This window comes from Pontibacterium granulatum, from assembly GCF_029961155.1.
GTDB lineage: Bacteria > Pseudomonadota > Gammaproteobacteria > Pseudomonadales > Balneatricaceae > Pontibacterium > Pontibacterium granulatum.
This window is the reverse complement of sequence record NZ_JASBRH010000004.1, coordinates 83782-107506: the sequence shown is the minus strand read 5'-3', so window position 1 is coordinate 107506 and position 23725 is coordinate 83782. Positions and strand designations below refer to the sequence as shown.

Below are 23725 nucleotides of genomic sequence, written 5' to 3'. Positions count from 1 at the left end.
GCGTTTCCTTAGCTCTTCAGTGACGGTGGTACCGCCCATCCCCTCTGAACGGCAGGGCGATCAGTGAAACGCTCGATATAGGCCATGACGTTTTTGTATTCAGCCAGGCCGGTGACTTCACCCGCTTTGTAGAATTTAGCGATTGTTTCCAGCCAGGGCGCAATGGCGATATCGGCGATGGAATACTCACCGGCGATCCACTCCTGGCCCTCCAGCTGTTGATTGATGACGTTCAGAAGGCGTTTTGCCTCGTTGATGTAGCGCTCGCGTGGACGTGGGTCTTCGATCTCCTTGCCCGCGTAGGCAAAAAAGAAGCCCAACTGGCCGAACATCGGTCCCACACCGCCCATCTGGAACATCAGCCACTGCAAGACCTTGATCCTGTCGGTTGCTGTGCGGCCCATCAGTTTGCCGGTTTTCTCCGCCAGATAGACCAGAATAGCACCGCTTTCGAACAGGCCAATCGGCGTGCCCTCAGGGCCGTTGGGATCGATGATCGCCGGGATCTTGTTGTTGGGGTTGAGGGACAGAAACTCTGTGCTCTTCACATCCTCGTCCGCCAGGGTAACGCGATGGGCTTCGTAGGGCAGACCCAGTTCTTCCAGTGCGATGGAGACCTTCACCCCATTAGGCGTGCCCAGTGAATACAGCTGGATAAGTTCCGGCTGTCGAGCCGGCCAGCGCTGGGAGATTGGGTAGTCGGCTACGGTTGGATAGTCCTGTGGATTACTCATCGAATCGCCCATTGTCCTGCGAAATAGGAGTCTACAGGGTATGCTTCGATAAGCTTCGAAACAATTTTAGATTCAGGAATGGAATGTTCGCGATTTAAGGCCAATGAATTTTGGCGTAGAGGGAAGAATGGCAGGCGCGCTGAGAAAGGGAGGGGGCGCGCCTGAACGCTCATGGATCAGTCAGTGCGCCACTGAATCTTTTCCTGGGTGTCGTTTTCTACTTTCCACCACTCATCCGGTTCGTCGCCGTCAGCCCAGCCACCCGCGATACAGCGGATCTGGGTCTCCATATCGGCAGCGGCCTGAATGGCGCAGTCCAGGTCTTTCTCCCAACGAGTGCGGTCTGATTTGAACCAGACGCTGGTCCAGGCTTTACCCACCACCTTCTCGTGGATCATCACCGGAACAGCGGTGTCATCCAGTGAGGCTTTGTACTCGTGTACGGTGCCCTGTGAAAAGTCGTTGCTGAGTCCGTCAAAACGCTGGCGCAGCCAGGCTTCGATCTCGTCCAGCGAGCGGTTTTTTACATAGATCTCGATATCGGGATGGCGTTGATCAGTCATCGGTTTGGTTTGTACTCAAAATTCGGAAAAGTCGCAGCACGCTTAGGCAAATATAGCCAAATGCCGCCAGAATGATACCCACGCCAGCCAGGATTAAGCCAATAAATGCCAGGGTTTCCTGCAGCACCGAACTGCGCAGGAAGAACTCGGAGCCCACAATCAGCAGTCCACCCAGCACAAAGGTGCCGAAACCTGAGATCAGGATTTTCAGGTTCTGCTGGTAGTTATCAGCGCGGCGGTATAACCAGCGTTTTAATGGATGGATACGTTGGCGGCTCATCAGTGCATTCTCAGCGTCGACGGAACAGGCCGAGTTTAACATCCAATGTCAGTTGCAGGGAGGCCAGTTCGGCAAACTGCTCGCGTTTGGCCTGGGGCATGCGCTGGCTGTGTGGGGTCATCCCCAGTAGCGTTTGGATGCTGTGGTTGTCGTCCAGGGCAAAGTCGTAGTTCACCTCGGTAATGCTTTCCAGTGCGAACAGCGGCGCCAACTGCTGCACCGGATCGTAGCGGGACGGCCGTACCTCGTCATAGATCAGCTCGCGCAGCTCGATCAGGTGCTGCTCGCCGGTCCAGGCCAGCAACAGGAAGCCATTCGGTTTCAGCGGCTTGGCGAACGCCTCCGGCATCAGTCGGCTGAACAGTACGGTCAGGCCATCCAGGCTTTCTGCAGGCACCGGGATATTGGCACCGGAGGCAACCAACCAGTCGATCGACTTGCTGCGGGCGCAGGCCGCTTTCACGGCATGCTTGGAGATATCCAGGCCAATCAGCGTGTCCTCACGCCCGGCATCGGTCAGGGCCTGCTCAAGAGCGGCGGTGTAGAAGCCTTCGCCACAGCCCATGTCCAGGATGCGTGATGGCGTTTCCGGCAGACTGTTCAAGGCCAACCGGTTGATCTGGTCGGACAGCTGACGGTAGTGACCCTGGTCGAGAAAATCTCGGCGTGCCTGCACCATCTCGGCATTGTCGCCGGGATCTTTGGACTTTTTCTTGTGCGAGAGCAGCAGGTTCCAGTAACCCTGCTTAGCGCGGTCGAAGCTATGGCCAGCGCTGCAGCGCAGATTGTTATCCTGTTGCTGCAGCGGCTGTTGGCAGACGGGGCAGGCCAGCGGGGTGTTCATCGAGGTGCTCATTCAGTCAGCAGACGCGCCAGTACGTTTTCGTAGATGTCGGTCAGGGTATCCAGATCTTTCACGCTTACACGCTCGTTCACCTGATGGATGGTGGCGTTGATCGGCCCCAGTTCAACCACTTGCGCGCCGGTTGGTGCGATAAAGCGGCCATCGGAGGTACCGCCGGAAGTGGACAGCTCGGTGTCGATACCGGTAACGGCTTTGATCGCCTGCTGGCTGGCTTCCACCAGACTGCCTGCTGCCGTCAGGAACGGGTTGCCGGACAGCGTCCAGTCGATGTCCCACTCCAGACCGTGTTTGTCCAGAATATCGCGCACGCGGGCTTTCAGCTCGTCGGCGGTCACTTCGGTGGAGAAACGGAAGTTGAATTCGATATCTACATGGCCTGGGACCACGTTGGTGGCACCGGTACCGGCGTGGATGTTGGAGATCTGGAAGCTGGTTGGCGGGAAGAAGTCATTACCTTCGTCCCACACCTCTGTGGATAACTCGGCCAGGGCCGGGGCTGCCAGATGAATCGGGTTTTTCACCAGGTGTGGGTATGCCACGTGACCCTGCTTACCACGCACGACCAGAGAGCCGGACAGGGAGCCTCGGCGACCGTTCTTGATCACGTCACCCACGTGTTTGGTGCTGGATGGTTCACCTACGATGCAGTAGTCGATCTTTTCGTTACGCGCTTCCAGGTGATCTACCACTCGGGTGGTACCGTTGATAAACGGGCCTTCCTCATCGGAAGTGATCAGCAGGGCAATGGAGCCCTTGTGATCCGGGTGGTGATCGATAAAGCGTTCCAGTGCCACCATAAACGCCGCAATACCTCCTTTCATATCCGCTGCGCCACGGCCGTGCAGCATGCCTTCGTGGATGGTTGGTTCAAACGGAGGATACGTCCAGCGCTCTTCAGGGCCGGACGGCACCACGTCGGTGTGACCGGCAAAGCAGAACAGAGGGCCTTCGGTGCCACGACGCGCCCAGAAGTTGCTCACATCTTCAAACTGCAGGCGCTCGATCTTAAAACCCAGCTTCTCCAGACGGGAGATCATCAGATCCTGACAGCCGGCATCTTCCGGGGTCACGGAGCGGCGGGAGATCAGGTCCATTGCAAGTTCAACGGTTGGAGAGAGGTGAGCCATGGTTGAGCGTCCTGTTATGGGGTAAATCGGGGCAAGGTGGAGTATAAAGAATAACCCGCGCTGTATCGCTACAGTGCGGGTTATCGGTCAGCGCGTTAAGCCGTGCTTAGTTGTGCTTGTGCAGCTCTTCGTTCAGTTCGATCGCAGATTTGTTGGTCTTTACTTCGATACGGCCGTTCTGAGAGTTGCGACGGAACAGCAGGTCCGGTTTGCCCGCCAGTTCAGCGGCTTTAACTACGCCCACTTCGTTGTTCTGGTCGTCCAGCAGCGTTACTTTGGAACCTGCAGTTACGTACAGACCCGCTTCCAGGGTGCAGCGATCGCCCAGTGGAAGACCCAGACCGGCGTTTGCGCCCAGCAGGCAGTTCTCGCCAACAGAGATCACAACGTTGTTACCGCCGGACAGGGTACCCATGGTGGAAGCGCCACCACCGATGTCGGAGCCGTTGCCTACGACTACGCCTGCAGAGATGCGGCCTTCAACCATGCTTACACCCATGGTGCCTGCGTTGAAGTTGATGAAACCTTCGTGCATTACGGTGGTGCCTTCACCTACGTGTGCACCCAGACGGATACGGGACGCGTCACCGACACGGATACCTGCCGGTACCACGTAGTTGGTCATCTGTGGGAACTTGTCTACAGAGTAAACGTGCAGCACGCGACCCTGAGCGCGGGCAGCCAACTGACGCTTGGACAGGTCGTCCAGGGATACCGCGCCTTCAGAGGTCCAGGCTACGTTTGGCAACTGACCGAACATACCTGCCAGGTTCAGGCCGTGTGGCTGGACCAGACGGTGGGACAGCAGGGACAGTTTCAGGTAAACCTCAGCGGTAGAGGCTGGCTCTGCGTCAGTTTCCAGAATGGTTACGAACAGCGCCTGGGAAGTACCTTCCAGGATTTCAACGATCTCAGCCTGATCTTCCGCACCTACGGACAGGAATGCCGCTTCCAGATCCTTCAGCTGGGACTCTTTGATCTCGATCGCTGCGTTGCCACCTTCGTAACCCACTTTTGCAGCAACCGCTGCAACCAGCGCGTCGTCCGCGTTCAGCAGCGGTGCGTTGTAGTAAACCTCCAGCAGGTCACCAGCGGAAGATTTGGTACCAACACCCAGACCGAATGCAAAATTTGCCATGTTATGACTCCAGTAAACTCAGTATAAAATTCTTATCGTTGCCGGGTTTTACTTACCCAGCAGGGATGCGTACTCCGCATCCTTAAAACCTACTTTGCGCACGTTGCCGGTATCCAGCAGCGGGCGCTTGATGATCGCCGGATTCTCCAGCATAACCTCAATCGCGGAGGCCTCATCAATATTGTCTTTGACTTCATCCGGCAGCTGGCGCCAGGTGGTGCCGCGTTTGTTCAGCAGCACTTCCCAGCCCAGTTCGCCCACCCAGCCTTTCAGCTGATCGGCGTCCAGACCGTCCTTGCGGTAGTCGTGAAACTGGTATTCGACACCTTCCGCTTCCAGCCACTTGCGGGCTTTCTTGATGGTGTCGCAGTTCTTAATACCGTACATGGTAATCATGCGCTTTTACCTCTTGGTGACGGCTCTTACAGCGACTCAACGTATTTGCGAATACGGTGGGCACCTTCGATGCACTCTTCCAGGGTTGCAACCAGTGCCATACGCACGTAGCCAGCACCCGGCAGGATGCCGTCGGTTTCACGGGACAGGTAACGACCCGGCAGCACGGTCAGGTTCTGCTGCTCAAACAGGCCTTGGGCAAACGTGTCGTCATCGATGGGTGTTTTCGCCCACAGGTAGAAGCTGGCATCCGGTTTCTGCACATCCATCACCGGAGACAGGATTTCGATGACCGCATCAAACTTACGGCGGTACTGATCACGATTTTCCAGTACGTGGTCTTCATCGTTCCACGCGGCGATAGAGGCCAACTGGTGCTGAACCGGCATGGAGCAGCCGTGGTAGGTACGGTACTGCAGGAACGGACCCAACAGTGCGGCATCACCGGCGATGAATCCGGAACGTAGACCTGGCAGGTTGGAGCGCTTGGAGAGGCTGTGCATCACCACGCAGTTCTTGTAGTCGTCGCGGCCCATCTCGGCGCAGGCCTGCAGCAGGCCAACCGGAGGATGGCGTTCGTCCAGATAGATCTCGGAGTAGCATTCGTCGGATGCCACGATGAAATCGTATTTGTCAGACAGTTCGATCAGCTTCTTCAGCGTGTCCAGATCGGTCACGGCGCCGGTCGGGTTGCTAGGAGAGCACAGGAACAGCAACTGGCAGTTCTGCCATACGGACTCTGGTACCGCATCGAAATCAGGGATAAAGCCGTTTTCGGCAAGACAGTTCAGGTAGTACGGCTTGGCACCGGCCAGATACGCCGCACCTTCGTAGATCTGGTAGAACGGGTTAGGCGATACAACCAGTGCATCTTCGCTGCGGTTTACCGCTGCCTGGGTAAAGGCAAAGATCGCTTCACGGGTACCGTTCACCGGCAGTACGTTCGCTTCCGGATCTACAGAGCCTTCCTTGAGCTTAAAACGACGCTCACACCAGCCAGCAATCGCCTGGCGCAGTTCTGGCAGGCCCGCAGTGGTTGGGTAGTTGCACAGACGGCCCATGTTCTCGGTCAGCACCTCAGCCACAAAATCAGGGGCAGGGTGTTTTGGTTCACCGATAGAAAAGGCGATGTGGTCCAGATCGGATGGCGGTGTAACCTGCGCTTTTAGCGCGGTCAGTTTTTCAAACGGGTAAGGCTGCAGGAGGCTGAGATCTTTGTTCATGGATAGTCCTGATATCTCCCGGATCGGGCCGGGTTTTGCACGCGACAAGGCGCAAAAGTATACAGAATTCATTGCCAACCATTAAGTGTTGAACGCATAAAACTGAGTGATCTGGTTGGATATAGGACAGATATTGGCAATGGAGGTCGTTTAGGGAACCAAATTTTGTCCTGCCGGTCCTTTGTGAACGCATTTGCTATGCTTTCTTTAGTTACAAAGTGAGGACAATCGATATGCATCCAGAGCTACGGTTACACCCCCGTGTACCGGTTGAGATCCCCGCTGAAATTGTATTCCCGTCTGGAGATTCGGCGGACATTACCCTGCTGAGTCTGAGCCTGGGAGGTTTGACAACGGAAGGAGACGGTCGCGCATTTGACCTTTTTGAGGACACAAAGCCCCGTTTCCCGATCGAAGTTGATATGCATTTTGGACTGGAAGATCACCCTATCCGCTGCCACTGCAGATTGATCCACACCCAGCGTCTGAAGCAGAACCGCTACGGTTTCGGCTTTAAGCTGCTGAGCCTGGATCTGAATGATCAGCAGTATATTCGTGAAAAAGTGGAGGAGTATGAACTGACCCGCCTTTGAGAAAACCCGCCCCAGTGGTTGTGTAGCCGCCCTGCACGTTCACCGCAACACTGAGCCGAAGATCCTGTTCCCTTCGGCGGTCTGGGTACCCCAATTGCAGTCATCGTTTTGACCCAGATACTCTATTCTTCAATCAATTCAGTGAATTAAACAACAGTTTGCTATCCTGAAGGCATGGAATTTTCAGGAGTATCCAATGCATTCAGAGCTCCGCATGCATCCACGCATGCCGACCGAACTCACCGCAACACTCAACCTGCCAAATGGGATCTATGTCGACGTGACTATCCGTAACATCAGCTTGGGAGGCGTGATGTTGGAGGGAGATGATCAGATGTTTCAGGTGATCCAGCAGCAGGTGTCCTTGCCTGTGGATGTGGACGTCCAATTTGAGTTGGATGGGCAGCCCGTTTATGGGCGCTATCGCTTGATTCATACCACCCGCAAACGCCAGGACCTCTACCAGATGGGATTTAAGGCGCTGCCCATGGACCTGACCTCAATCGAGCTGATCCGCCAACTGCTCAACAACTATGAACTGACCCGCGTGGTGTGAAGGTCGACCGGCGAGTATCGCCTGGCCGACCGGAGATAGGGTTACAGCTGAACTTCCACCGGTGATTTGTGGCGACGGCCAAAGAAACCGCGTACATCTTCAATCACGGTCAGCATGGACGGTACAAACAGCAGAATCAGCACGGTGCCGTAGGCCAGTCCAAAGACGATGGAAACCGCCATCGGAATCAGGAACTGCGCCTGCAGTGAGGTCTCGAACAGGATGGGTGTCAGGCCCGCGATGGTAGTGAGCGAGGTCAGCAGGACTGCACGCAGGCGTTGGCAGGCGGCTTCAACGACCGCTTCGCGCACTTCCATACCGTCGCTACGCAGCTTCTTGTAGAAGGTGATCAACACGATCGAGTCGTTGATCACGATCCCGGACAGACCAAAGAACCCGAACAGCGACAGTATGGTGAGGTCGATTCCCAGCAGGCCGTGGCCCAGAATCGCGCCGGTTAGACCCAGTGGGATCGCCAGCATGATCGCTATCGGCCAGGTGTAGGAGGCGAACACCCAGGCGAGGATGATAAAGATCAGCGTGAGGGCCAGAAACACGCCCATCTGCATATCTGCCATGGTCCGGCGCTGGCGTTTATTGGCGCCTTCAAAGGTGGCTTGTACCCCGTACTGGCTGGTGATGCCGTCCAGCTCATTGGTCTTCAGCGAGGCGATAATCTCGTTGGCGTTGGCTGCGGCTTCATCCAGGTCTGCGGTCACATTGATCGCCAGTTGGCCATCGACACGCTGCAGTGTATCCAGTCCCTGTTTCGGGCTGAACTGTACAACGTTGGCCAGCAGCGTAGTACCACCGTTCGGCAGGATGATCGGCAGCTGCTCGACGGCACGCAGGCGATCCCGCTGGGCGTCAGGCAGTACCACGCGAACCTCCACCTCTTCCTGGCCGGTGTAGAAGCTCTGCACTTCGATGCCGTCGAAGGAGGCACGCAACTGACGGCCTACTGACTGCAGGGTAAGGCCCGCGGCTTTACCGGCAGGTGTCAGCGTGTAGATCAGCTGGGATTTACCAAACGGCAGGTCATCATCCACGTTGGAGAGGCCGGTGTAGCTCTTCAGTACGTCCTGCAGTTCCAGCGATGCGGCCTTCAGGTTATCCATGTGGGGGCCGGTGAGTTTGACCTCGATCGGCTTGCCCGAAGGCCCGGAGCGGGACTGGTCGATGGAGAACTTCTCGATGCCCGGTGGCAGCTGGATACGCTGACGCCATGCGGCGATCAGTTCGCGGTTGGTGGTTTCGCGGCTGTCGGCTGAGAACACCTCGATCTTCAGGGCACCAAACTCATCGCCTTTGAACGAATTCACGCTGGTGCGGCTGAAGTCAGCCTGGCGTTCCTGGGTAAAGGCCACTTTGACGATATCTTCGCCCAGTGCGGCGTTGGTGTCCCACAAGGTGTCGTCCAGATGGTTGAGGAAAGCCGATACCCGGTTGCGGTCGGTCCCCGCGGCAAACTGGACATTGGCGGTGATGCTTTCGCGCTCAACCGCCGGGAAGAAGTTGAACTTGATGCGGCCGCCCATGATCAGGGTGATGGCAATGGCAAACACCGCAAAGGCGCCAACGATGGTGGCCCAGCGGAACTCCAGTGCCCAGGTCACAATCGGACGGAATAACCGGTCGCGGAAGTGCTCGAAGCCTGCATCCAGCCTCAGACGCAACTTGGAGGGGTGCAGGTCGGAGGCTTTGTGCAGGCTGTGGTGCAGGTGGCCTGGCAGGATCAGGAAACATTCCACCAACGAGGCGATGATTACACAGATCACCACCGTGGGGATGTCGATCAGGATATTGCCGATACGGCCTTCCAGCAGCAGCAGAGGTAGGAATGCGGCCACGGTGGTCATGGAAGAGGCCATCACCGGTGCCAGCATGCGGTGGGCGCCGCCAATGGCCGCCTGCAGACCGGGTTCGCCCATCTTGAGGTGGGTCAGGGTGTCCTCGCCCACCACGATGGCATCATCGACGATAATTCCCAGCGCCATGATCAGGCCAAACAGGCTGATCATGTTGATTGATCCACCGATCAGGTTCAGTACTGCCAGGGTGGCAAGGAAGGAGACGGGAATCCCCACCGTTACCCAACCGGCCACACGGGCGTTGAGGAACAGGAACAGAATACCGATCACCAGCACCAACCCACCCAGGCCGTTTTTCAGCAGCAGATGGATACGTTCCTTCACCGGCTGCCAGCGCTCGTCAAAGGTGATGATTGTCACATTGGGCGGCAGTGTTGGACGGGTGCGTTCCAGCCAGTCATTCAGGGTTGCTGCGGTTTTCAGGGTGTCTTCGTTTTCCGTACGGCGTACGCGTACCATCACCGCCGGTGAGCCCTGATAGAACAGCTCGATCTGTTTGTCTTTCGGGCGCAGGTCGATCTCGGCGACGTCACCCAGACGGACGGTACGGCCGCTGGTATCGGTAAACAGCGGTAGCTGACGGAAGCCTTCCACATCACGCTGCTGGCTGAGGCTGCGGATCTGACGGGAGCCGTCTCCCTTGGCGGCGGTACCGGCAGGCAGATCGATACTGCGTTGCTGGATGCTGCTGGCCACATCGTTCAGGGTCATATCCAGTTCGTGCAGCTGGCCTGGTGGGATCTGGATCGCGATCTCCTGATCGGGCAGGCCGGTAAATTCGATCTTGCTAAGGCCTATGCGGAGCAACTGGCGCTCAAAATCGCGCACCAACGGGCGCAGTTCATCCAATCGCACGTCGCTGCCGGTGACCAGCAGGCTGGCTACGTTTTCGTAACGGATGATCTTTTGCACCAGAGGTCGGTCTGCATCACCGGGAAGATCCTGCTCGATGCTGTCAATCTTCTGTTTCACCTCGTCCAGCACGAAGTCGCTGTCCGAATCCTCCTTTACTTCCAGTCGGATCGAGGCGATCCCCTGGTTGGCGGTGGAGAAGTAGGTATCGATATCGGGCAGGGATTTCAGCTCCTCCTCAATTGGCAGAATAATCGAGCGCTCAATATCCTCGGCCGCGGCACCACTCCAGGTTACCTGGATGGTGATCACGTCCAGCTCGAAGTTGGGGAAGAACTGGGTGTTGAGCTTTTTGATCCCCCAGGCACCGGCCAGAATCATCAGTACCATCAGCAGGTTGGCCGCCACGCGGTGGGAGGCGAATACTGCCGTCAGGTTCTGGAGTGGTCCCTGATAGTTTCTCATTGGCCCGCCTCACGCACTTTCAGACCGGAGATCGCATTTGGCAGTTGGGTGGTGATGATACGGTCACCCGCGTGCAGATCGTCACTGCGCACCAGAATCTGGGTCTTGCCGTTATCGAGGGTGATATCACCCACCCGCTCAACACTGACGGCTTCCAGGCGGCTTTCCTTAACGCGGTATACGCGGTCGGTGCCATACAGAGCCTGTGGTGGCAGGGTGACCACGTTTTCCTGCACTGGCAGTTTCAGGTCGATGGAAATGGAGCGTCCCGGCTCTGGCAGCTGCTCGCGGGCGGCTTCAATACGGAAGAAAGCATCCACACCGGCGCGACCGCTGTTGACCTCACCCGCCAGGCGATCCAGTTGCAATGGCAACAGCTGACCGTCCAGGTGGCTGGTGGCGCTGATGTTGCCTTTGCTGGCCAGCGCCTCGCGAATCACCGGCAAGATACGCGATGGTACCTGGGCCCTTACTTCCAGGCGGTCGAGGCCGTATACGGTCAACAGCACATCACCGCTGCGAACACGGTCACCCGGTGCCACGCTCAGCTGGGCGATACGGCCGTCAAATCCGGCGCTGATGCGGGTACGCTCCAGGTCCAGCAGGGCGGCATCGTAGAGGGCTTTAGTGCGGGTGATACTGGCGTTGATTTGCTTCTGGCGGTTGGGGTGGTCGTTGATCGCCTGCTGGCGCGTGTTGAGAGACAGGGCTTGTTGCTGCGCGCTGCGACGGGCCGTATCGAGCTGTTCCTGGCTGGCCAGGTTGCGTTTGTTGAGGTTTTCGATACGGGCGACGCTCTGCTGACTCAGGGCGAGCAGGTTCTTCTCGATCTTCAGGGCTTTCAGGTCTGCATTATGGCGTACGTTCTCTGCGGCCAGTTGGGCTTCGGCGTTACGCAGGTCGGCTTCACGCTGCGCGACCAGCAGGCGAATGTCGCGGTCGTCCAGTTGCAGCAATACTTCGCCGGCTGCGAAGGTACGCCCCGCGTCGGTGGGTACGTCGCTTACGTAGGCTGTTACGGCTGCCGAGAGTGTGCTCATACGCGGTGTTTCCACCTTGCCGTACAATTCCAGTTCAGGCTGGTGGGCCTCCAGTTTGGCTTCCACCACACTCACTGCCCAGACTTTCTCTTCTACCGGACGGGACGGTGCCTGGGGTTTGGTGGAAAGCATGTACTTACCGAACGCTGCTGCAGCTGCGATGAACAGCAACGGAATAACAATCTTCAATAAAATGGACGAACGCGTACGCTGTCGTCCTGTCTGGAGTGCCTGCGTCATAAACTAAGTATATCCCTGCTTGCCCGTGATCGTGGGTGTTATGGTATTGCGCGCACCTTATATTAGCGAATATCTATGTGCTAACCAGCTAACTTTACAATTCTTAACTGCGTGATACTTTAGCCTTACGAACGGTGGTCGACGCCGGTTCATCCACATTCTGCGTTTGCGGGGTTCACCGCGAAGCGAAGGGAGGCATCAAATGCATACGGATTCTGTGCTCTGCCTGAATGGGCAGGGTTTTCATCGCATGGTGTATCGTCAGTGGGGAAGCTCTGACAACGATCGGGTGCTGGTCTGTGTACATGGTCTGGCACGCAACGGGCGTGACTTTGACGACCTGGCCAAAGTGTTGGCCCGCGATTACCGGGTGATCTGCCCCGATGTGGTTGGACGTGGCAGCTCCGACTGGTTACCCGCCGGTGTTGAGTACGGCATTTCCCAGTATCTGAACGATATGACGGCACTGCTGGCCCGTCTGGGTGTGGAACAGGTGGACTGGCTCGGTACGTCCATGGGCGGCATTATTGGGATGTGCCTGGCGGCGATGCCGCAGTCACCGATCCGCAGCCTGCTGATTAATGATGTCGGTACCTTTATCCCCAGCGAAGCGCTGCAACGGATCAGTGGATACCTGGGCGACAAGCGGTTTGCCTCCCTGGACGATGTCGAGCGCTTTATGCGTATCAACTACACCGCGTTAAAGAATATTGACGACCGCCAGTGGGCGCATCTGGCTAAGCACGGGGTGCGGGAGCTGGAAGACGGTCAACTGGCGCTGCATTATGATCCGGCGATTGCCGCCGCGACCGCGGCCAATGCAGGCGAAGACATACATCTGTGGCCAATCTGGCAGGCCGTCACCTGTCATCAGGCACTGATCTGGGGAGAAGATTCCGATATCCTCTCTGCCGACACGGTTCAGCAGATGCAGGCCCACCGACCTGAGATGGAGCTATTGACGCTGCCCGGTATCGGACACGCGCCGTCACTGATGGAACCGGAACAGATCCACTGGGTGCAGGACTGGCTGCGCCGTCACCAGCGTTAAAGATAATAATAACGAGTAGTAGAGGTATCGATGAGTTTATTGACCCAATGGCCACACGAGCAATTGTGTCTCAGTCACAAAGAGCGTCGTTTTGCCGTGGAGGCTGTTGAGAAGGCATTTGCCTCAACGCTGGAATCGCTGAAAGTGGATATCGGCCTGGTAGAGATGTTTGAATCCATCTACGTACCGCTGGGTGCCTGGTTGGCACGACGTAAGCAGCTGCAACCGGGGCCGCTGGTGGTGGGCATTAACGGCGCACAAGGTGCCGGTAAATCGACCCTGTTCAACCTGCTGGAAGTGATCTTGAGCGAAGGGTTCAACCTGCGTGTGGTGGGCTTCTCCATCGATGATCTTTACCGTACCCGTGTTGAACGGGAGCAACTGGGCGAAGAGGTGCATCCGCTTTTGGCCACCCGGGGGGTGCCGGGTACCCACGATGTTCAGCTTGGGATCGAGATACTGGAATCCCTCCGCAAAGGGCACGAAAGTTCGGTGACCAAGATCCCGGTGTTCGACAAATCGATCGATGACCGCTGTTCAGCAGACGTCTGGCAGGAGTGGTATGGCCCGGCCGACGTCATCGTATTAGAAGGTTGGTGTGTGGGTGCAACGCCCCAGGATGAGGCAATGCTGATCGATCCGATCAACGAGCTGGAGCAGTTGGAAGACCCGGATGGCGCCTGGCGCCGGTACGTGAATCAGCAGCTGAACGCCGAGTACGAGCGTCTGTTTAGCATGTTGGATGTGCTGTTGATGCTCAAGGTACCAAGCATGGACGCTGTGTTTGAATGGCGCTCATTGCAGGAGAAGAAACTGGCCGAGCGGGTCAAATATATCTACGATACTCAGCAGCCGACCGACCATCTGCGTATTATGGATGAAGGCCAGATCAAGCGCTTTATACAGCACTACGAGCGCCTGACCCGACACATGCTGGAGGAGATGCCGGCGCGTGCGGACGTGACCATGCTGCTGAACGACAACCACAAGATCTACGATATCCAGATCAACAAACCGCTGGAAAAAACGGAAGAACACTGATGAAACTGACATTTCGAGCCCTGCTGGGAGCAGGCCTGCTGGTCCTGCTGACCGGTTGCCAGACTGCATACTACTCCGCCATGGAGCAGGTTGGCGTTCACAAACGCGATATTCTGGTAGACCGCGTAGCGGATGTGCGGGACTCGCAAACCGATGCACAGGAGCAGTTTAAAGATGCACTGGAGCAGTTCCGCTCCGTGGTGCAGTTTGATGGTGGTGACCTGGACAAGATGTACAACAGTCTGCAGGCCGAGTATGACGACAGTGTAGACGCGGCCGATGATGTACGTAACCGCATCGAAAAGGTGGAAACCGTAGCTGAAGACCTGTTCGAAGAGTGGAATGAAGAACTGGGCAAATACAAAAGCCGTGACCTGCGTAACCAGAGTGCGCGTAAACTGCGTGAAACCCGTCAGCGTTACAGCGAACTGCTGCGTAGCCTGAAGCGTGCTGAGAAGCGCATGGAACCGGTACTGGCGACCCTGCAGGACAACGTCCTATACCTGAAGCACAATCTGAACGCCCGTGCGATTGGTGCGTTGAAAGGTGAATTCCGCGGCATGCAGCAGGACATCGAGCTACTGATGCGTGATATGCAGCGTGCGATCAAGGAATCCGACAGCTTTATCAAGTCGATGGATAACCAGGCCTGATAGCCGGTACGAACGGTAGATAGTCAAAGGGCGTAGCTGTCAGCTACGCCCTTTTTTGTGTCCGGCATCTAAATCGGCAGGAACGTCAGTGATGCGGCCTTATGTACCACATTCTTAATGGTACGGTTTGTCGTATCCGCAATAATCATCGCCAGCATATCCTGCAACGCAATCATTTTACCCAGCGTGCGCTCGAAGCTTAGGTTGGGAACTCCTTCCCTGGTGTAGCCGTTGGCCAGCAGCAACGGTTGCCCGTGCTGGTCTTTGCGGTTGTTCAGGTTCCAGGCCACAGTTTCCAGGTTGCGGGCGCTGTTATACAGCTTCTGTTGATCCAGTTCGTCCAGCAGGAAAAATTCGCGTTTGTAGTTGAACGACGCATCAATCATCGAATGTACACCCGCCATCAGGGCAAACACCCGATCCCCTTGGTAGCTCTCGGAAAGGGCCAAACTCATCGCATTTGCGCCGCTACGCCCCTCCAACTCGGGATAGCCTTCGGCGGGGGGCGGCGCCAGAATTTGTTGTACGCGCAGGTCGATGGTCATGCGTGGGGTTTTAGCCAGTTCGCGCGGGTTGCGTTTGTAGAGCTTGATGGTCAGCTTGCGAATCTGTTTCTCCAGCTCTTTACGGTGAGTATCTGCCACCATATCGATATCGGATTTAGCCAGATTGCGAATATCAAAGCTGCGCACATTCTCGGGACTGCATCCCGATACAAAAAGCGCCACAATGATCAGTAATACAAATCGCATATGCGGGTTGAGATCCATCTGTTGCTTAGGTTCCTTTTTATGTTATCCGACAACGCCTTACAAGAGTGGTTAGCGTCCCAGTCTCTTCACATTTTAGCTGCTGATGCGCTCAGTGGGGGCTGTATAGCTCAATGTTTTTGTCTTCGGCTCAGTGATGGGCAACGTTATTTCCTCAAACAGCAGGAAAGGGCCGAGCCCGGACAGTTCGTCGCTGAGGCCGCAGGTCTGGAGGCGTTAGCTGCTACAGAGGGAGTGCCTACACCGCAGGTGATATGGGTGTCGGAACAGAGTCTGTTGCTGGAATATCTGCCGCCCGCTGCACGCCAGAAGTCATTCTCGACGGTGCTGGGAGAAGGCTTAGCCCGGCAGCACTGCTGCCCGGTGGAGGGATTTGGCTTTGAACGAGACAGCTGGTGTGGCGCAACGCGGCAACCCAATGGGATGAGTGCTGACGGTTATCAATTCTTTGCTGAACGCCGTCTGCGTTATCTGGCACGTATCTGTGGGGATAAAGGGCTGTTGTCCAGACGACAAATGGATCGGGTTGAGCGCATATGCGAGCGGTTACCCGAGTTGATCCCAGGGCAGGCGCCAGCCTTGCTGCACGGTGACCTATGGTCGGGTAACGTGCATACCGGCCCCGATGGGTTGCCGGTGCTGATCGACCCGGCCGTCTATCAGGGCTGGCCGGAAGCGGAGCTGGCGATGACCTGCCTGTTTGGCGGTTTTGATCAGGCCTTTTATAGCGCCTATGAGAGTAACTATCCGCTGCTGCCCGACTGGCGGGAACGGATAGCGCTTTACAATCTCTGGCATTTACTGAACCATCTCTCCCTATTCGGTCGTAGTTACCTACAAGAGGTAGACTCGATCCTCCGGCGTTATGCATAGCCGGATCAACTGCAGTGATAAAGAGACAGACCATGAGTAACGATTACACCGCGCTGCGTCGTGAATACATCGCCCAGCCGCTGGGCCGCGAAGACCTTCAGGATAACCCGGTAGAACAGTTTGCCCTGTGGATGGAAAAGGCCACAGAGGTATCGCCAGATGATTCCACCTCCATGACGCTGGCAACGGCCAGTAAAGACGGCATGCCATCTGCACGTATCGTATTGCTAAAGCACTTTGGTGAAGAGGGTTTTGCCTGGTACACCGATTACCGCAGCCGCAAAGGCCAGGAGCTGGCGGAGAATCCACAGGCTGAGCTGATGTTCTATTGGTACGGCCTGGAGCGTCAGGTGCGTGTTCAGGGGACTGTGGAAAAGTTACCGATTGAGCAGGGTAAAAAGTACTTCAACGAGCGTCCTGTGGGCAGCCGTCTGAGCGCCGCTGCATCCTGTCAGAGTGCCGTTGTGGACAGCCGAGAAACACTGGAAGCACGCGTGCAGTCGCTGCAGGACTGCCACCCTGACGGTGATATTCCGTACCCGGAAGAATGGGGGGGGTATATCCTCAAGCCAACGCGTTTTGAATTCTGGCAGGGGCGTGAGAACCGTCTGCACGACCGCTTTATCTACCGCCTGGAAAACGATCAGTGGATCATCGAACGGTTGCAGCCATGACAGATACACAGCTTCCCGCCGTCGTCGTTGAGCCCAATGCTGACGCCGATGCAGCCGTAATCTGGTTGCACGGATTGGGCGCCAGCGGACACGACTTTGAACAGGCGGTACCGTTTCTGAACCTGCCGGCTTCTGACCGGGTACGTTTCGTTTTCCCCCATGCGCCGGTGCGGCCTGTCACCATCAATAATGGCTGGCCGATGCCTGCCTGGTACGACATCCTTTCGATCGATATCGAGCGGAAGATCGATGAGGTCAGCCTGCTTGAGTCGGTAGCGCAGGTTAATGCGTTGATCCAACAGCAGATCGATCAGGGCATCAAACCTGAGCGGATCATTCTGGCTGGATTCTCCCAGGGCGGCGCGGTGGCCTACCATGCTGCGCTCTGTTATCCACAGCGATTGGGTGGTTTGATTGTGTTGTCCACCTATATCGCGACAGCTGAGCGTATCAAGCGCGAGAAGATGGCGGTGAACGATCGCCTGCCGATCTGGCTGGCGCACGGTGTGATGGACGACGTAGTGCCGCATTCGCTGGGTGAGCAGGCGGTGCTGGAGTTGGAAAAAATGGGGTATGAGCCGGAATGGCATAACTACCCGATCGCCCATGAGGTCTCGCCTGAAGAGCTGAATGAGTTAGGTCACTGGATTACACAGATTTTGGAACATAAGGAGTCTATTGCATGAAAATCACCCAGGACAAAGTTGCGTCGTTTCACTACGCGCTGATCGATCGCAAGAAAAAAGTGCTGGATGGCTCCCGTGGTGGTGATCCCTTACCTTACCTGCACGGCCACCAAAACATCGTGCCGGGTCTGGAGAAGGCGCTGGAAGGGCACGAGGCTGGGGATAAGTTTACGGTGACCGTCATGCCATCTGAGGGCTACGGCGAGCGTGATGAAGAACTGGTCAGCATTGTGGACCGTTCCGCGTTCCAGGGCATGGAGCTGAAAGTGGGCATGCACTGCCAGGTCGAAGATGAAGACGGCGAACTGCAACTGGTGACCGTTGTTGAGTTCAACGACGAAGACGTTGCCGTGGATGGCAATCATCCGTACGCAGGCAAAGCACTGACCTTTGATGTGGAGGTGATCGACGTGCGTGATGCCACCGAGGAAGAGCTGAGCGCAGGCCGCGTAAACCTGGACTGATGTTCCCCTCGTTATCTATCCGCATGCACCGGTAGATCTTTACGCTACCTGCCGCCGATTGTCACGTATGGTGACGATCGGCCTTTCCGATACTCCCTCGTTCCTTCTGCTGACCCTTCCGCTGCCGAAGCCTGACCGGTTTTTGGGCCATTGGCGATCACACTGCAAAACCTACTACGTGTCCGGTTACGCAGAGCCCGGTAGACACGCCCGGCGTCTTGTCTTGCGGTTGGGCGAGCGCATGCCTGCTGCGTGGCAGACGTCACGGGTCAGGCAGATACGAGACGACTCCCTCACACTTTCTCGCGCCATTTCAGATCTCCGATCTGAACATTGAGCCATTCAAAGCCTATTCGACGGGCAACCGCCGCGGCCCCATCCAGGCTTTTGAACTCCCGTTCATCCTTCGAACGTTGCAGTTCGAGGGTAATGACCTCGTTCTGTTTGGTGATGAATTTCAACGTCCAGCCACGGGCCATTGAAATTGGAATCGCCTGGCAAGAATCAAAAACACCTGCCTTGAACAGTAGTTTTATTTCACGTTCTTGCATCTTCTTAAACCTTTATTGAGATGTTGTTATTTATATATGATTATTATATATCCAATATAGATAAATCACAAAATAAAAGGTGCTTTTGGTCTCTTTTAAGTTATTGATTTTTATTGTGTTTTTAGGAGAGGTGAAAGAATTTCCAGGGGCGTTTTTGTGGATTGTAAGTAATTGATTTTAAAAGGCTTTTGTTTCTGTGTTTTTAGTTCTTTTTGGAATATATGAGGTTTTTTTTATGCGTATTGTTAAAAAAAGTAGAGTCAAAAGCTTATTTTGATGTTTCTTATGGGGATCTTGCGCGAGTTGCGCACACATTGAGGCTGAAGCGGTATCTAACTGATTGAAAATCGTAGAGAAAGGCGTGGAAAGAGAACGGGGACGCAGCGCGCCCCCGTTGGTGAGCGGGTAGGAAGGAGGCCCGCTACTTGGAATCGAGCCGGTGCTGGATGTGTTCTTCTATCGCTTCAAGCTTACGCTTCAACAGGCTGACGGTTTCGTCACTGTCACTGAGTTCCGGTGTGAATTTGACTGTGTCCAGCAACTCCATCAGAAAACTCTCTTCGTTCATTTTGGCGATTTCTTCGGGCGTCCAGATTTTCAGCAAGCTCGGCATCACCACTCTCCTCTGTTCAAGTGGGAAAGAGACGGTCTTCCTCAAGCTTAGCAGGTTGCTGGACAATCACTAATTTGTGGTGCGCGGATGGGGGAAATTCATGCTGGGTGATATCGGGGGATCAAATTATTGATCTGAGTCTATGTTTGTCCGGGACGGGATTAGTGTGGCGTGTATTTTTTGAGCTATATCAATTTTCGCTAATGTGTAGCGATGTACCCTGAAGCCAGATTTTTAGATTAAGAAAAACATTGTTTGAGAGGGTGACGACATGTTTGGTATCGATTCTTATAGCGTTGAAGTTCTGGTTCCAAGCCTGCTGATGATTGCGGGTATGTCCGCAGTTATGGTTTGGGCGTTCTTCAAAGTTCGCAACCTGATGAACGAAGACCAGAAGTAATTAACTTCTCGTCTTGGATAGACGCTTTCCGGTCTGTTTTCCCCCTGCCGGAAAGTTCAGGAAAAGGTCGCATGAAGCGGCCTTTTTCTTTTGGGGAAAGGCACTGGACGGAAGCAAAAGCCGGTATCTGATCCTACAGATTCCGGTTTTTTGCATATGGGATTTGTGGTTAGCAGATATTAGGCTGTGATTCGACGTTTTCTATACAGCAGGCGTGCTTGATTTCACCGCACGCAGGATGACGAACTTGTTGTTGCTGGCCACGGTTTCACAGTTGCCGAACAGTTTGTTCAGGGCGATGTGGTAACCCAGGTGACGGTTGCCAATCACCCATAACTCGCCACCCTGCCGTAAAACCGCTTTAGATTCGCGGAACATCTGGTTGGCGATATGGGTGCCCACGACGTTTTGCTGGTGGAATGGTGGATTGTTGATAATCAGATCGGCGCTGTTGCGCTGAATGCCCTGCAGACAGTCCGTCGCCTTGAAAGTGGCTGAACGGGTTTTGCCAAAGGCAGTTTCGAAATTCAATTTGGCGCTGGCGACGGCCATAAAGGATTCGTCAACAAAGGTCAGTTTGGCCGCCGGATTTTTTTCGGCTGCTATAAGTCCGACAACACCGTTGCCGCAACCCAGGTCGACGATGTTTTGGAAACGCTCATCGCTGGGTAGATTGGCCAGCAGGAAACGGGTTCCGATATCCAGGCTGTCACGGGAAAACACACCCGCATGGTTATAGATGCGGTGCTCGCTGTTTTCGAGAATATAGCTGCTGGGGTAGGGGGATTCACCGATCTCCAGATTGGCATCCAACTGCGGGAAAATCAGGCGCGCTTTTTTGCGGGCGAGAGACGTTTTAGTCTCGCCGAGCAGTGTCTCGAATAGCTTCAGGGTGGAGGTGTGGATCGCTTTCACCATACCGCCGGCAATGACACGGCTGCTTGCCTGCAGATGGGGACGTAACCGGTAGAGCTGATCCTCCAGCATCGCCAGGCTTTTGGGTACTTTGATCAGTACCAGATCGTATACACCGTCCGGGATCGACAAGCTATCGAGAATGTTTATGTCTGTATCAGTGCAGGCGTTGTCCTTCAGGTTGGCTTGGGTACCGGCGTGCGCCAGCCAGGAGTCGGAGACCATGGTGGTTTGGTATCCGCTCAATGCGGTGGACAGGGCACCAAACTGATCATTAATGATCAAGATGCGAGTATCGGGAGCAAGCAGCTTTTCGTCATCGATCTGCTGCAGCAGGTATTCGTCGGCGGCATCCCAGGCGCGCAGTGTTTCTTGCTTGCGGCGGGGAAAGCGGCTCAACTTGAATTCGCCCTGAGGGACGGACAGGATCTCCATCGTCGTTTGGTACCGTTGATTATGGTGGATAGTGCTGGGTTTTGGTGAGAGGCGCGAGTTTACCACATCGCCACGCTGGCTTGAGTGGGTGTCACTGCGAAACTGGAAACGGGGGAAATATCTCATCGTCATTAAAAATGACTTTTTTATGCTATATGGCATAATTACGCTCCAGTTCAAAGGCAGTAAACTGATTGGGCTCACGGACGAGATGTGAAGGGGTCTTTTAGGTAGTTTCTGTTGCAACGATTTTTCCAACGCTCATCCGATATATTGATGAGTGAATTTGTTCGCTCGCGTCTGTTTCTGATCGCGGGTATCTCCATATTGCTGATCTGGTTGCTCGATCCGCTGGTAGATGTGTTTCTGCTGGGGGAGGGGACCGTATACGGGCAGCTGGTAGAGCCATCCACGAAAGAGCTCTATTTCAGATCCTTCCTTTCCCTCCTGATTTTTCTTGGGACGGTACTGTTGCGCCTGGTATTTATGCGTTACGGCCAGCAACATGCTGAGTTGCGTGAACAGCGGGAGATGATTCAGCGCGTCATCGATTCCGAGCCTGAGTGTGTAAAAACCGTGGCTGCCGATGGTGCCTTGCTGGATATGAACCTCGCCGGGTTGGACATCATTGAAGCGGACTCTATCGAACAGGTACGTCATGCGTGCGTCTACGACCTGATCGCCGAAGAAGATCGAGCTGCTTACATTGCGTTCAATGAGCAGGTGTTTTGCGGGAAGTCAGGCATCATGGAATATGATGTTATTGGTCTGAAGGGCGGTCGTAAACGTGTCGAGACTCACGCTGTGCCGATGCTGGATGAAGACGGTCGGGTCACGGCGCATCTGGCGGTCACCCGTGATATCACCGAACTCCTCCGCTCGCAGAAGGAATTAACTCAGTTTTCGGTTGCGGTGGAGCAGTGTGCCAGTGTTGTCATGATCACGGATGACCAGGCGCGGATCACTTACGTCAATCCACGTTTTACCCACGTTACCGGTTTCTCGGCGGATGAAGCGTTGGGCAACACCCCGCGTATGTTGCGTTCAGGTAAACATCCGGAAGAGTTTTACGGCCAGCTCTGGGAGCGTGTTACCACCGGTGGTGAATGGCGCGGGAAAATGCAGAACCGGCGTAAGAGTGGCGAACTCTATTGGGCGATGATGGTGATCTCCCCGCTAAAGGATGAAACCGGCAAAATTACCCAATACCTCTGTACTCAGGAGGACGTGACCAGTTCGCACCTGCTCACTGAACAGCTTGACCACCAGGCACGCCATTGCATGCTGACCGGCCTGATCAACCGCTATGAATTTGAGCAGCGGTTGGCACAGCTGTTACGTAAGGCGCGTCAGGACAATATCCAGCATGCGGTCTTTTTCCTCGATATCGATCAGTTCAAAGTGGTAAACGACAGTTGCGGCCATATGGCCGGGGATCAGCTGTTGCGTCAGATCGGTGCGCTGATCCAGTCCCGGGTACGGCAGGGTGATGTGGTGTCCCGACTGGGGGGAGACGAGTTTGCCGTCTTGCTGGAACATTGTACTGCTCTGGACGCCGCACGTATCGCGGAAGACTTGCGCAGTGCGGTGGAGGAGAGTGTTTTCGGCTGGGGTGAGAACATCTTCCGGGTTACCGTAAGTATCGGCGTGGTTAATATAGACGGACAATCACCGGAAACGGCGGAACTGATGACATTCGCGGATACCTCCTGTTACCTGGCGAAGGAGTTGGGGCGTAACCGAATCTACCTGCATCAGAACAACGCTACATCCCAGCGCCGCCAGGACGAGGCGATGTGGGTTGGACGTATCCATGAAGGAATCAACGGAAACCGCTTCTGTTTATACGTGCAGGAGATCGCCGGCTTGCAGGATCAGCAGACCTGCCATTACGAGGTGTTGATCCGTTACCGTGATGAAAAGGGGGCAATTGTGCCGCCGGGGGCCTTCCTGCCGCCTGCCGAACGCTTTGGTTTATCGCCGAAACTGGATCGCTGGGTGATTCGTCAGGTATGTGAATTTTTGGCGGGCAATAGCGACAGAAATCTCAAACTGTCGATTAACCTTTCCGGTTTGTCGATCGCCGACGATGAACTACTGCAGTATGTACGCAAGACCCTGGCTAGTTATGGGGTTGATCCGAAAAAGTTGGGATTCGAAATTACGGAAACCGCGGCGATCTCCAACCTTGCCAATGCGGTGCAGTTTATCGAGGCGATGAATGATATCGGCTGCAGTTTTTCGTTGGATGATTTTGGCAGCGGGCTGTCGTCGTTTGGTTATCTGAAAACCCTGCCGGTTGATTATGTGAAAATCGATGGGATTTTTGTAAAAGATATATTGGATGACCAGGTGGACTTGGCAATGGTGCGCAGTATCAACGATATTGGTCATCTGATGGGTAAAAGAACCATCGCCGAGTTTGTCGAAAACCAGGCCATTGCCGACCTATTAAAACAGGTTGGCGTGGACTATGCGCAAGGTTATGGCATCTCCAAGCCCCGTCCGATCGAAACACTGGCGACTGATCCCGAGCGTTTGGCCGCATCAGTGGAAGATGTTTCCTCTGTTTATTAATACCCCCTAAAAATAGGGGCTACATAGCGTAACCCCTTGTTTTTATTTCTTCGTGCACATTTGAAAAAATCGTTTCTGA

25 protein-coding genes are annotated in these 23725 nt (G+C 55.2%); 11 read left to right on the top strand and 14 right to left on the bottom strand.

Features of this window, described 5'->3' with window-relative positions:
- Positions 1 to 8: 8 nt before the first annotated feature.
- The 8 genes from QKW35_RS05190 to dapC form a co-directional block, all read right to left on the bottom strand.
- Positions 9 to 734 (bottom strand): glutathione S-transferase N-terminal domain-containing protein, encoded by a 726-nt coding sequence (locus tag QKW35_RS05190; RefSeq protein ID WP_282351250.1) that lies wholly within the window; start codon positions 732 to 734, stop codon positions 9 to 11.
- A gap of 176 nt (positions 735 to 910) precedes the next feature.
- Positions 911 to 1297, bottom strand: a complete 387-nt coding sequence (locus QKW35_RS05185; protein ID WP_282351249.1) for a hypothetical protein — start codon at positions 1295 to 1297, stop codon at positions 911 to 913.
- Entirely contained in the window at positions 1290 to 1577 is a 288-nt protein-coding gene (locus tag QKW35_RS05180; protein WP_282351246.1) for a hypothetical protein, read from the bottom strand. Before QKW35_RS05180 ends, QKW35_RS05185 begins: the two co-directional genes overlap by 8 nt.
- 10 nt (positions 1578 to 1587) lie before the next feature.
- Positions 1588 to 2421, bottom strand: a complete 834-nt coding sequence (locus QKW35_RS05175) for a putative RNA methyltransferase (protein WP_282351244.1) — start codon at positions 2419 to 2421, stop codon at positions 1588 to 1590.
- Between the two features lie 8 nt (positions 2422 to 2429).
- On the bottom strand, positions 2430 to 3569 hold the full coding sequence (gene dapE / locus QKW35_RS05170; protein WP_282351242.1) for a succinyl-diaminopimelate desuccinylase: 1140 nt from the start codon (positions 3567 to 3569) through the stop codon (positions 2430 to 2432).
- Between the two features lie 106 nt (positions 3570 to 3675).
- Positions 3676 to 4707: a 2,3,4,5-tetrahydropyridine-2,6-dicarboxylate N-succinyltransferase gene (dapD, locus tag QKW35_RS05165; RefSeq protein ID WP_282351241.1), complete on the bottom strand. Its 1032-nt coding sequence runs from the start codon at positions 4705 to 4707 to the stop codon at positions 3676 to 3678.
- A gap of 48 nt (positions 4708 to 4755) precedes the next feature.
- Complete coding sequence (locus QKW35_RS05160; RefSeq protein WP_282351240.1) at positions 4756 to 5103, bottom strand: ArsC family reductase; 348 nt, start codon at positions 5101 to 5103, stop codon at positions 4756 to 4758.
- Between the two features lie 26 nt (positions 5104 to 5129).
- Entirely contained in the window at positions 5130 to 6326 is a 1197-nt protein-coding gene (gene dapC / locus QKW35_RS05155; RefSeq protein WP_282351239.1) for a succinyldiaminopimelate transaminase, read from the bottom strand.
- A gap of 233 nt (positions 6327 to 6559) precedes the next feature.
- Between dapC and QKW35_RS05150 the strand changes: the two genes are divergently transcribed.
- Together QKW35_RS05150 and QKW35_RS05145 are read left to right on the top strand one after the other, a co-directional pair.
- Positions 6560 to 6919 carry a PilZ domain-containing protein gene (locus QKW35_RS05150; protein ID WP_282351237.1) on the top strand — a complete coding sequence of 120 codons (360 nt, stop codon included), beginning with the start codon at positions 6560 to 6562 and terminating at the stop codon, positions 6917 to 6919.
- A 196-nt stretch (positions 6920 to 7115) separates the two neighbouring features.
- A complete protein-coding gene (locus QKW35_RS05145) occupies positions 7116 to 7475 on the top strand; it encodes a PilZ domain-containing protein (RefSeq protein WP_282351236.1) in 360 nt (119 codons plus the stop codon).
- A 41-nt stretch (positions 7476 to 7516) separates the two neighbouring features.
- Here QKW35_RS05145 and QKW35_RS05140 read toward each other — a convergent pair whose 3' ends face one another.
- On the bottom strand, positions 7517 to 10663 hold the full coding sequence (locus QKW35_RS05140; RefSeq protein WP_282351235.1) for an efflux RND transporter permease subunit: 3147 nt from the start codon (positions 10661 to 10663) through the stop codon (positions 7517 to 7519).
- Positions 10660 to 11943, bottom strand: coding sequence for an efflux RND transporter periplasmic adaptor subunit (locus tag QKW35_RS05135; RefSeq protein WP_282351232.1), 1284 nt, complete (start codon positions 11941 to 11943; stop codon positions 10660 to 10662). The genes QKW35_RS05140 and QKW35_RS05135 overlap by 4 nt, the downstream gene beginning before the upstream one ends.
- A gap of 202 nt (positions 11944 to 12145) precedes the next feature.
- On the opposite strand from QKW35_RS05135, the gene QKW35_RS05130 reads away from it, so the two are divergent.
- Genes QKW35_RS05130 through QKW35_RS05120 form a run of 3 tightly spaced genes read left to right on the top strand, consistent with a single transcriptional unit; the run spans position 12146 to position 14688 of the window.
- Positions 12146 to 12994 (top strand): alpha/beta fold hydrolase, encoded by an 849-nt coding sequence (locus tag QKW35_RS05130; RefSeq protein WP_282351230.1) that lies wholly within the window; start codon positions 12146 to 12148, stop codon positions 12992 to 12994.
- A 30-nt stretch (positions 12995 to 13024) separates the two neighbouring features.
- Positions 13025 to 14035 (top strand): hypothetical protein, encoded by a 1011-nt coding sequence (locus QKW35_RS05125; RefSeq protein WP_282351229.1) that lies wholly within the window; start codon positions 13025 to 13027, stop codon positions 14033 to 14035.
- On the top strand, positions 14035 to 14688 hold the full coding sequence (locus tag QKW35_RS05120; protein WP_282351227.1) for a DUF2959 domain-containing protein: 654 nt from the start codon (positions 14035 to 14037) through the stop codon (positions 14686 to 14688). The genes QKW35_RS05125 and QKW35_RS05120 overlap by 1 nt, the downstream gene beginning before the upstream one ends.
- A gap of 68 nt (positions 14689 to 14756) precedes the next feature.
- Here the strand turns inward: QKW35_RS05120 and QKW35_RS05115 are convergent, their stop codons facing one another.
- A complete protein-coding gene (locus QKW35_RS05115; RefSeq protein WP_282351226.1) occupies positions 14757 to 15440 on the bottom strand; it encodes a hypothetical protein in 684 nt (227 codons plus the stop codon).
- Between QKW35_RS05115 and QKW35_RS05110 the strand changes: the two genes are divergently transcribed.
- From QKW35_RS05110 to QKW35_RS05095, 4 genes are read left to right on the top strand one after another with little or no spacing between them, the layout of a single operon-like run.
- The gene (locus QKW35_RS05110; protein WP_345774479.1) at positions 15441 to 16331 is read left to right on the top strand and encodes a fructosamine kinase family protein; all 891 of its coding nucleotides are present in this window, start codon (positions 15441 to 15443) and stop codon (positions 16329 to 16331) included.
- Between the two features lie 32 nt (positions 16332 to 16363).
- Positions 16364 to 17005 (top strand): pyridoxamine 5'-phosphate oxidase, encoded by a 642-nt coding sequence (gene pdxH, locus QKW35_RS05105; protein ID WP_282351223.1) that lies wholly within the window; start codon positions 16364 to 16366, stop codon positions 17003 to 17005.
- Positions 17002 to 17691, top strand: coding sequence for an alpha/beta hydrolase (locus QKW35_RS05100; RefSeq protein ID WP_282351222.1), 690 nt, complete (start codon positions 17002 to 17004; stop codon positions 17689 to 17691). Before pdxH ends, QKW35_RS05100 begins: the two co-directional genes overlap by 4 nt.
- Entirely contained in the window at positions 17688 to 18155 is a 468-nt protein-coding gene (locus QKW35_RS05095; RefSeq protein ID WP_282351221.1) for an FKBP-type peptidyl-prolyl cis-trans isomerase, read from the top strand. Before QKW35_RS05100 ends, QKW35_RS05095 begins: the two co-directional genes overlap by 4 nt.
- A 293-nt stretch (positions 18156 to 18448) precedes the next feature.
- Here QKW35_RS05095 and QKW35_RS05090 read toward each other — a convergent pair whose 3' ends face one another.
- Together QKW35_RS05090 and QKW35_RS05085 are read right to left on the bottom strand one after the other, a co-directional pair.
- The gene (locus QKW35_RS05090; RefSeq protein WP_282351220.1) at positions 18449 to 18706 is read right to left on the bottom strand and encodes a hypothetical protein; all 258 of its coding nucleotides are present in this window, start codon (positions 18704 to 18706) and stop codon (positions 18449 to 18451) included.
- 421 nt (positions 18707 to 19127) lie between these two features.
- Complete coding sequence (locus QKW35_RS05085; protein WP_282351219.1) at positions 19128 to 19319, bottom strand: hypothetical protein; 192 nt, start codon at positions 19317 to 19319, stop codon at positions 19128 to 19130.
- Positions 19320 to 19590: 271 nt separating this feature from the next.
- Between QKW35_RS05085 and QKW35_RS05080 the strand changes: the two genes are divergently transcribed.
- Positions 19591 to 19719: a hypothetical protein gene (locus QKW35_RS05080; RefSeq protein ID WP_282351217.1), complete on the top strand. Its 129-nt coding sequence runs from the start codon at positions 19591 to 19593 to the stop codon at positions 19717 to 19719.
- Between the two features lie 201 nt (positions 19720 to 19920).
- Here QKW35_RS05080 and QKW35_RS05075 read toward each other — a convergent pair whose 3' ends face one another.
- Positions 19921 to 21201 carry a methyltransferase gene (locus tag QKW35_RS05075; RefSeq protein ID WP_282351215.1) on the bottom strand — a complete coding sequence of 427 codons (1281 nt, stop codon included), beginning with the start codon at positions 21199 to 21201 and terminating at the stop codon, positions 19921 to 19923.
- A gap of 144 nt (positions 21202 to 21345) precedes the next feature.
- Between QKW35_RS05075 and QKW35_RS05070 the strand changes: the two genes are divergently transcribed.
- The gene (locus QKW35_RS05070) at positions 21346 to 23646 is read left to right on the top strand and encodes a putative bifunctional diguanylate cyclase/phosphodiesterase (RefSeq protein WP_282351214.1); all 2301 of its coding nucleotides are present in this window, start codon (positions 21346 to 21348) and stop codon (positions 23644 to 23646) included.
- Positions 23647 to 23725: the final 79 nt, after the last annotated feature.

Bases quoted from the DNA above. Each gene is read 5' to 3' on its own strand.
- QKW35_RS05100 (WP_282351222.1), top strand. From the start codon at position 17,002: ATGACAGATACACAGCTTCCCGCCGTCGTCGTTGAGCCCAATGCTGAC.
- QKW35_RS05115 (WP_282351226.1), bottom strand. From the start codon at position 15,440: ATGCGATTTGTATTACTGATCATTGTGGCGCTTTTTGTATCGGGATGC.
- QKW35_RS05180 (WP_282351246.1), bottom strand. From the start codon at position 1,577: ATGAGCCGCCAACGTATCCATCCATTAAAACGCTGGTTATACCGCCGC.
- QKW35_RS05070 (WP_282351214.1), top strand. From the start codon at position 21,346: ATGAGTGAATTTGTTCGCTCGCGTCTGTTTCTGATCGCGGGTATCTCC.
- dapE (WP_282351242.1), bottom strand. From the start codon at position 3,569: ATGGCTCACCTCTCTCCAACCGTTGAACTTGCAATGGACCTGATCTCC.
- QKW35_RS05120 (WP_282351227.1), top strand. From the start codon at position 14,035: ATGAAACTGACATTTCGAGCCCTGCTGGGAGCAGGCCTGCTGGTCCTG.
- QKW35_RS05175 (WP_282351244.1), bottom strand. From the start codon at position 2,421: ATGAACACCCCGCTGGCCTGCCCCGTCTGCCAACAGCCGCTGCAGCAA.
- QKW35_RS05135 (WP_282351232.1), bottom strand. From the start codon at position 11,943: ATGACGCAGGCACTCCAGACAGGACGACAGCGTACGCGTTCGTCCATT.
- QKW35_RS05075 (WP_282351215.1), bottom strand. From the start codon at position 21,201: ATGACGATGAGATATTTCCCCCGTTTCCAGTTTCGCAGTGACACCCAC.
- QKW35_RS05145 (WP_282351236.1), top strand. From the start codon at position 7,116: ATGCATTCAGAGCTCCGCATGCATCCACGCATGCCGACCGAACTCACC.
- QKW35_RS05080 (WP_282351217.1), top strand. From the start codon at position 19,591: ATGTTTGGTATCGATTCTTATAGCGTTGAAGTTCTGGTTCCAAGCCTG.
- pdxH (WP_282351223.1), top strand. From the start codon at position 16,364: ATGAGTAACGATTACACCGCGCTGCGTCGTGAATACATCGCCCAGCCG.
- QKW35_RS05130 (WP_282351230.1), top strand. From the start codon at position 12,146: ATGCATACGGATTCTGTGCTCTGCCTGAATGGGCAGGGTTTTCATCGC.
- QKW35_RS05185 (WP_282351249.1), bottom strand. From the start codon at position 1,297: ATGACTGATCAACGCCATCCCGATATCGAGATCTATGTAAAAAACCGC.
- QKW35_RS05085 (WP_282351219.1), bottom strand. From the start codon at position 19,319: ATGCCGAGCTTGCTGAAAATCTGGACGCCCGAAGAAATCGCCAAAATG.
- QKW35_RS05090 (WP_282351220.1), bottom strand. From the start codon at position 18,706: ATGCAAGAACGTGAAATAAAACTACTGTTCAAGGCAGGTGTTTTTGAT.
- dapC (WP_282351239.1), bottom strand. From the start codon at position 6,326: ATGAACAAAGATCTCAGCCTCCTGCAGCCTTACCCGTTTGAAAAACTG.
- QKW35_RS05140 (WP_282351235.1), bottom strand. From the start codon at position 10,663: ATGAGAAACTATCAGGGACCACTCCAGAACCTGACGGCAGTATTCGCC.
- dapD (WP_282351241.1), bottom strand. From the start codon at position 4,707: ATGGCAAATTTTGCATTCGGTCTGGGTGTTGGTACCAAATCTTCCGCT.
- QKW35_RS05160 (WP_282351240.1), bottom strand. From the start codon at position 5,103: ATGATTACCATGTACGGTATTAAGAACTGCGACACCATCAAGAAAGCC.
- QKW35_RS05150 (WP_282351237.1), top strand. From the start codon at position 6,560: ATGCATCCAGAGCTACGGTTACACCCCCGTGTACCGGTTGAGATCCCC.
- QKW35_RS05110 (WP_345774479.1), top strand. From the start codon at position 15,441: ATGCGGGTTGAGATCCATCTGTTGCTTAGGTTCCTTTTTATGTTATCC.
- QKW35_RS05190 (WP_282351250.1), bottom strand. From the start codon at position 734: ATGAGTAATCCACAGGACTATCCAACCGTAGCCGACTACCCAATCTCC.
- QKW35_RS05125 (WP_282351229.1), top strand. From the start codon at position 13,025: ATGAGTTTATTGACCCAATGGCCACACGAGCAATTGTGTCTCAGTCAC.
- QKW35_RS05095 (WP_282351221.1), top strand. From the start codon at position 17,688: ATGAAAATCACCCAGGACAAAGTTGCGTCGTTTCACTACGCGCTGATC.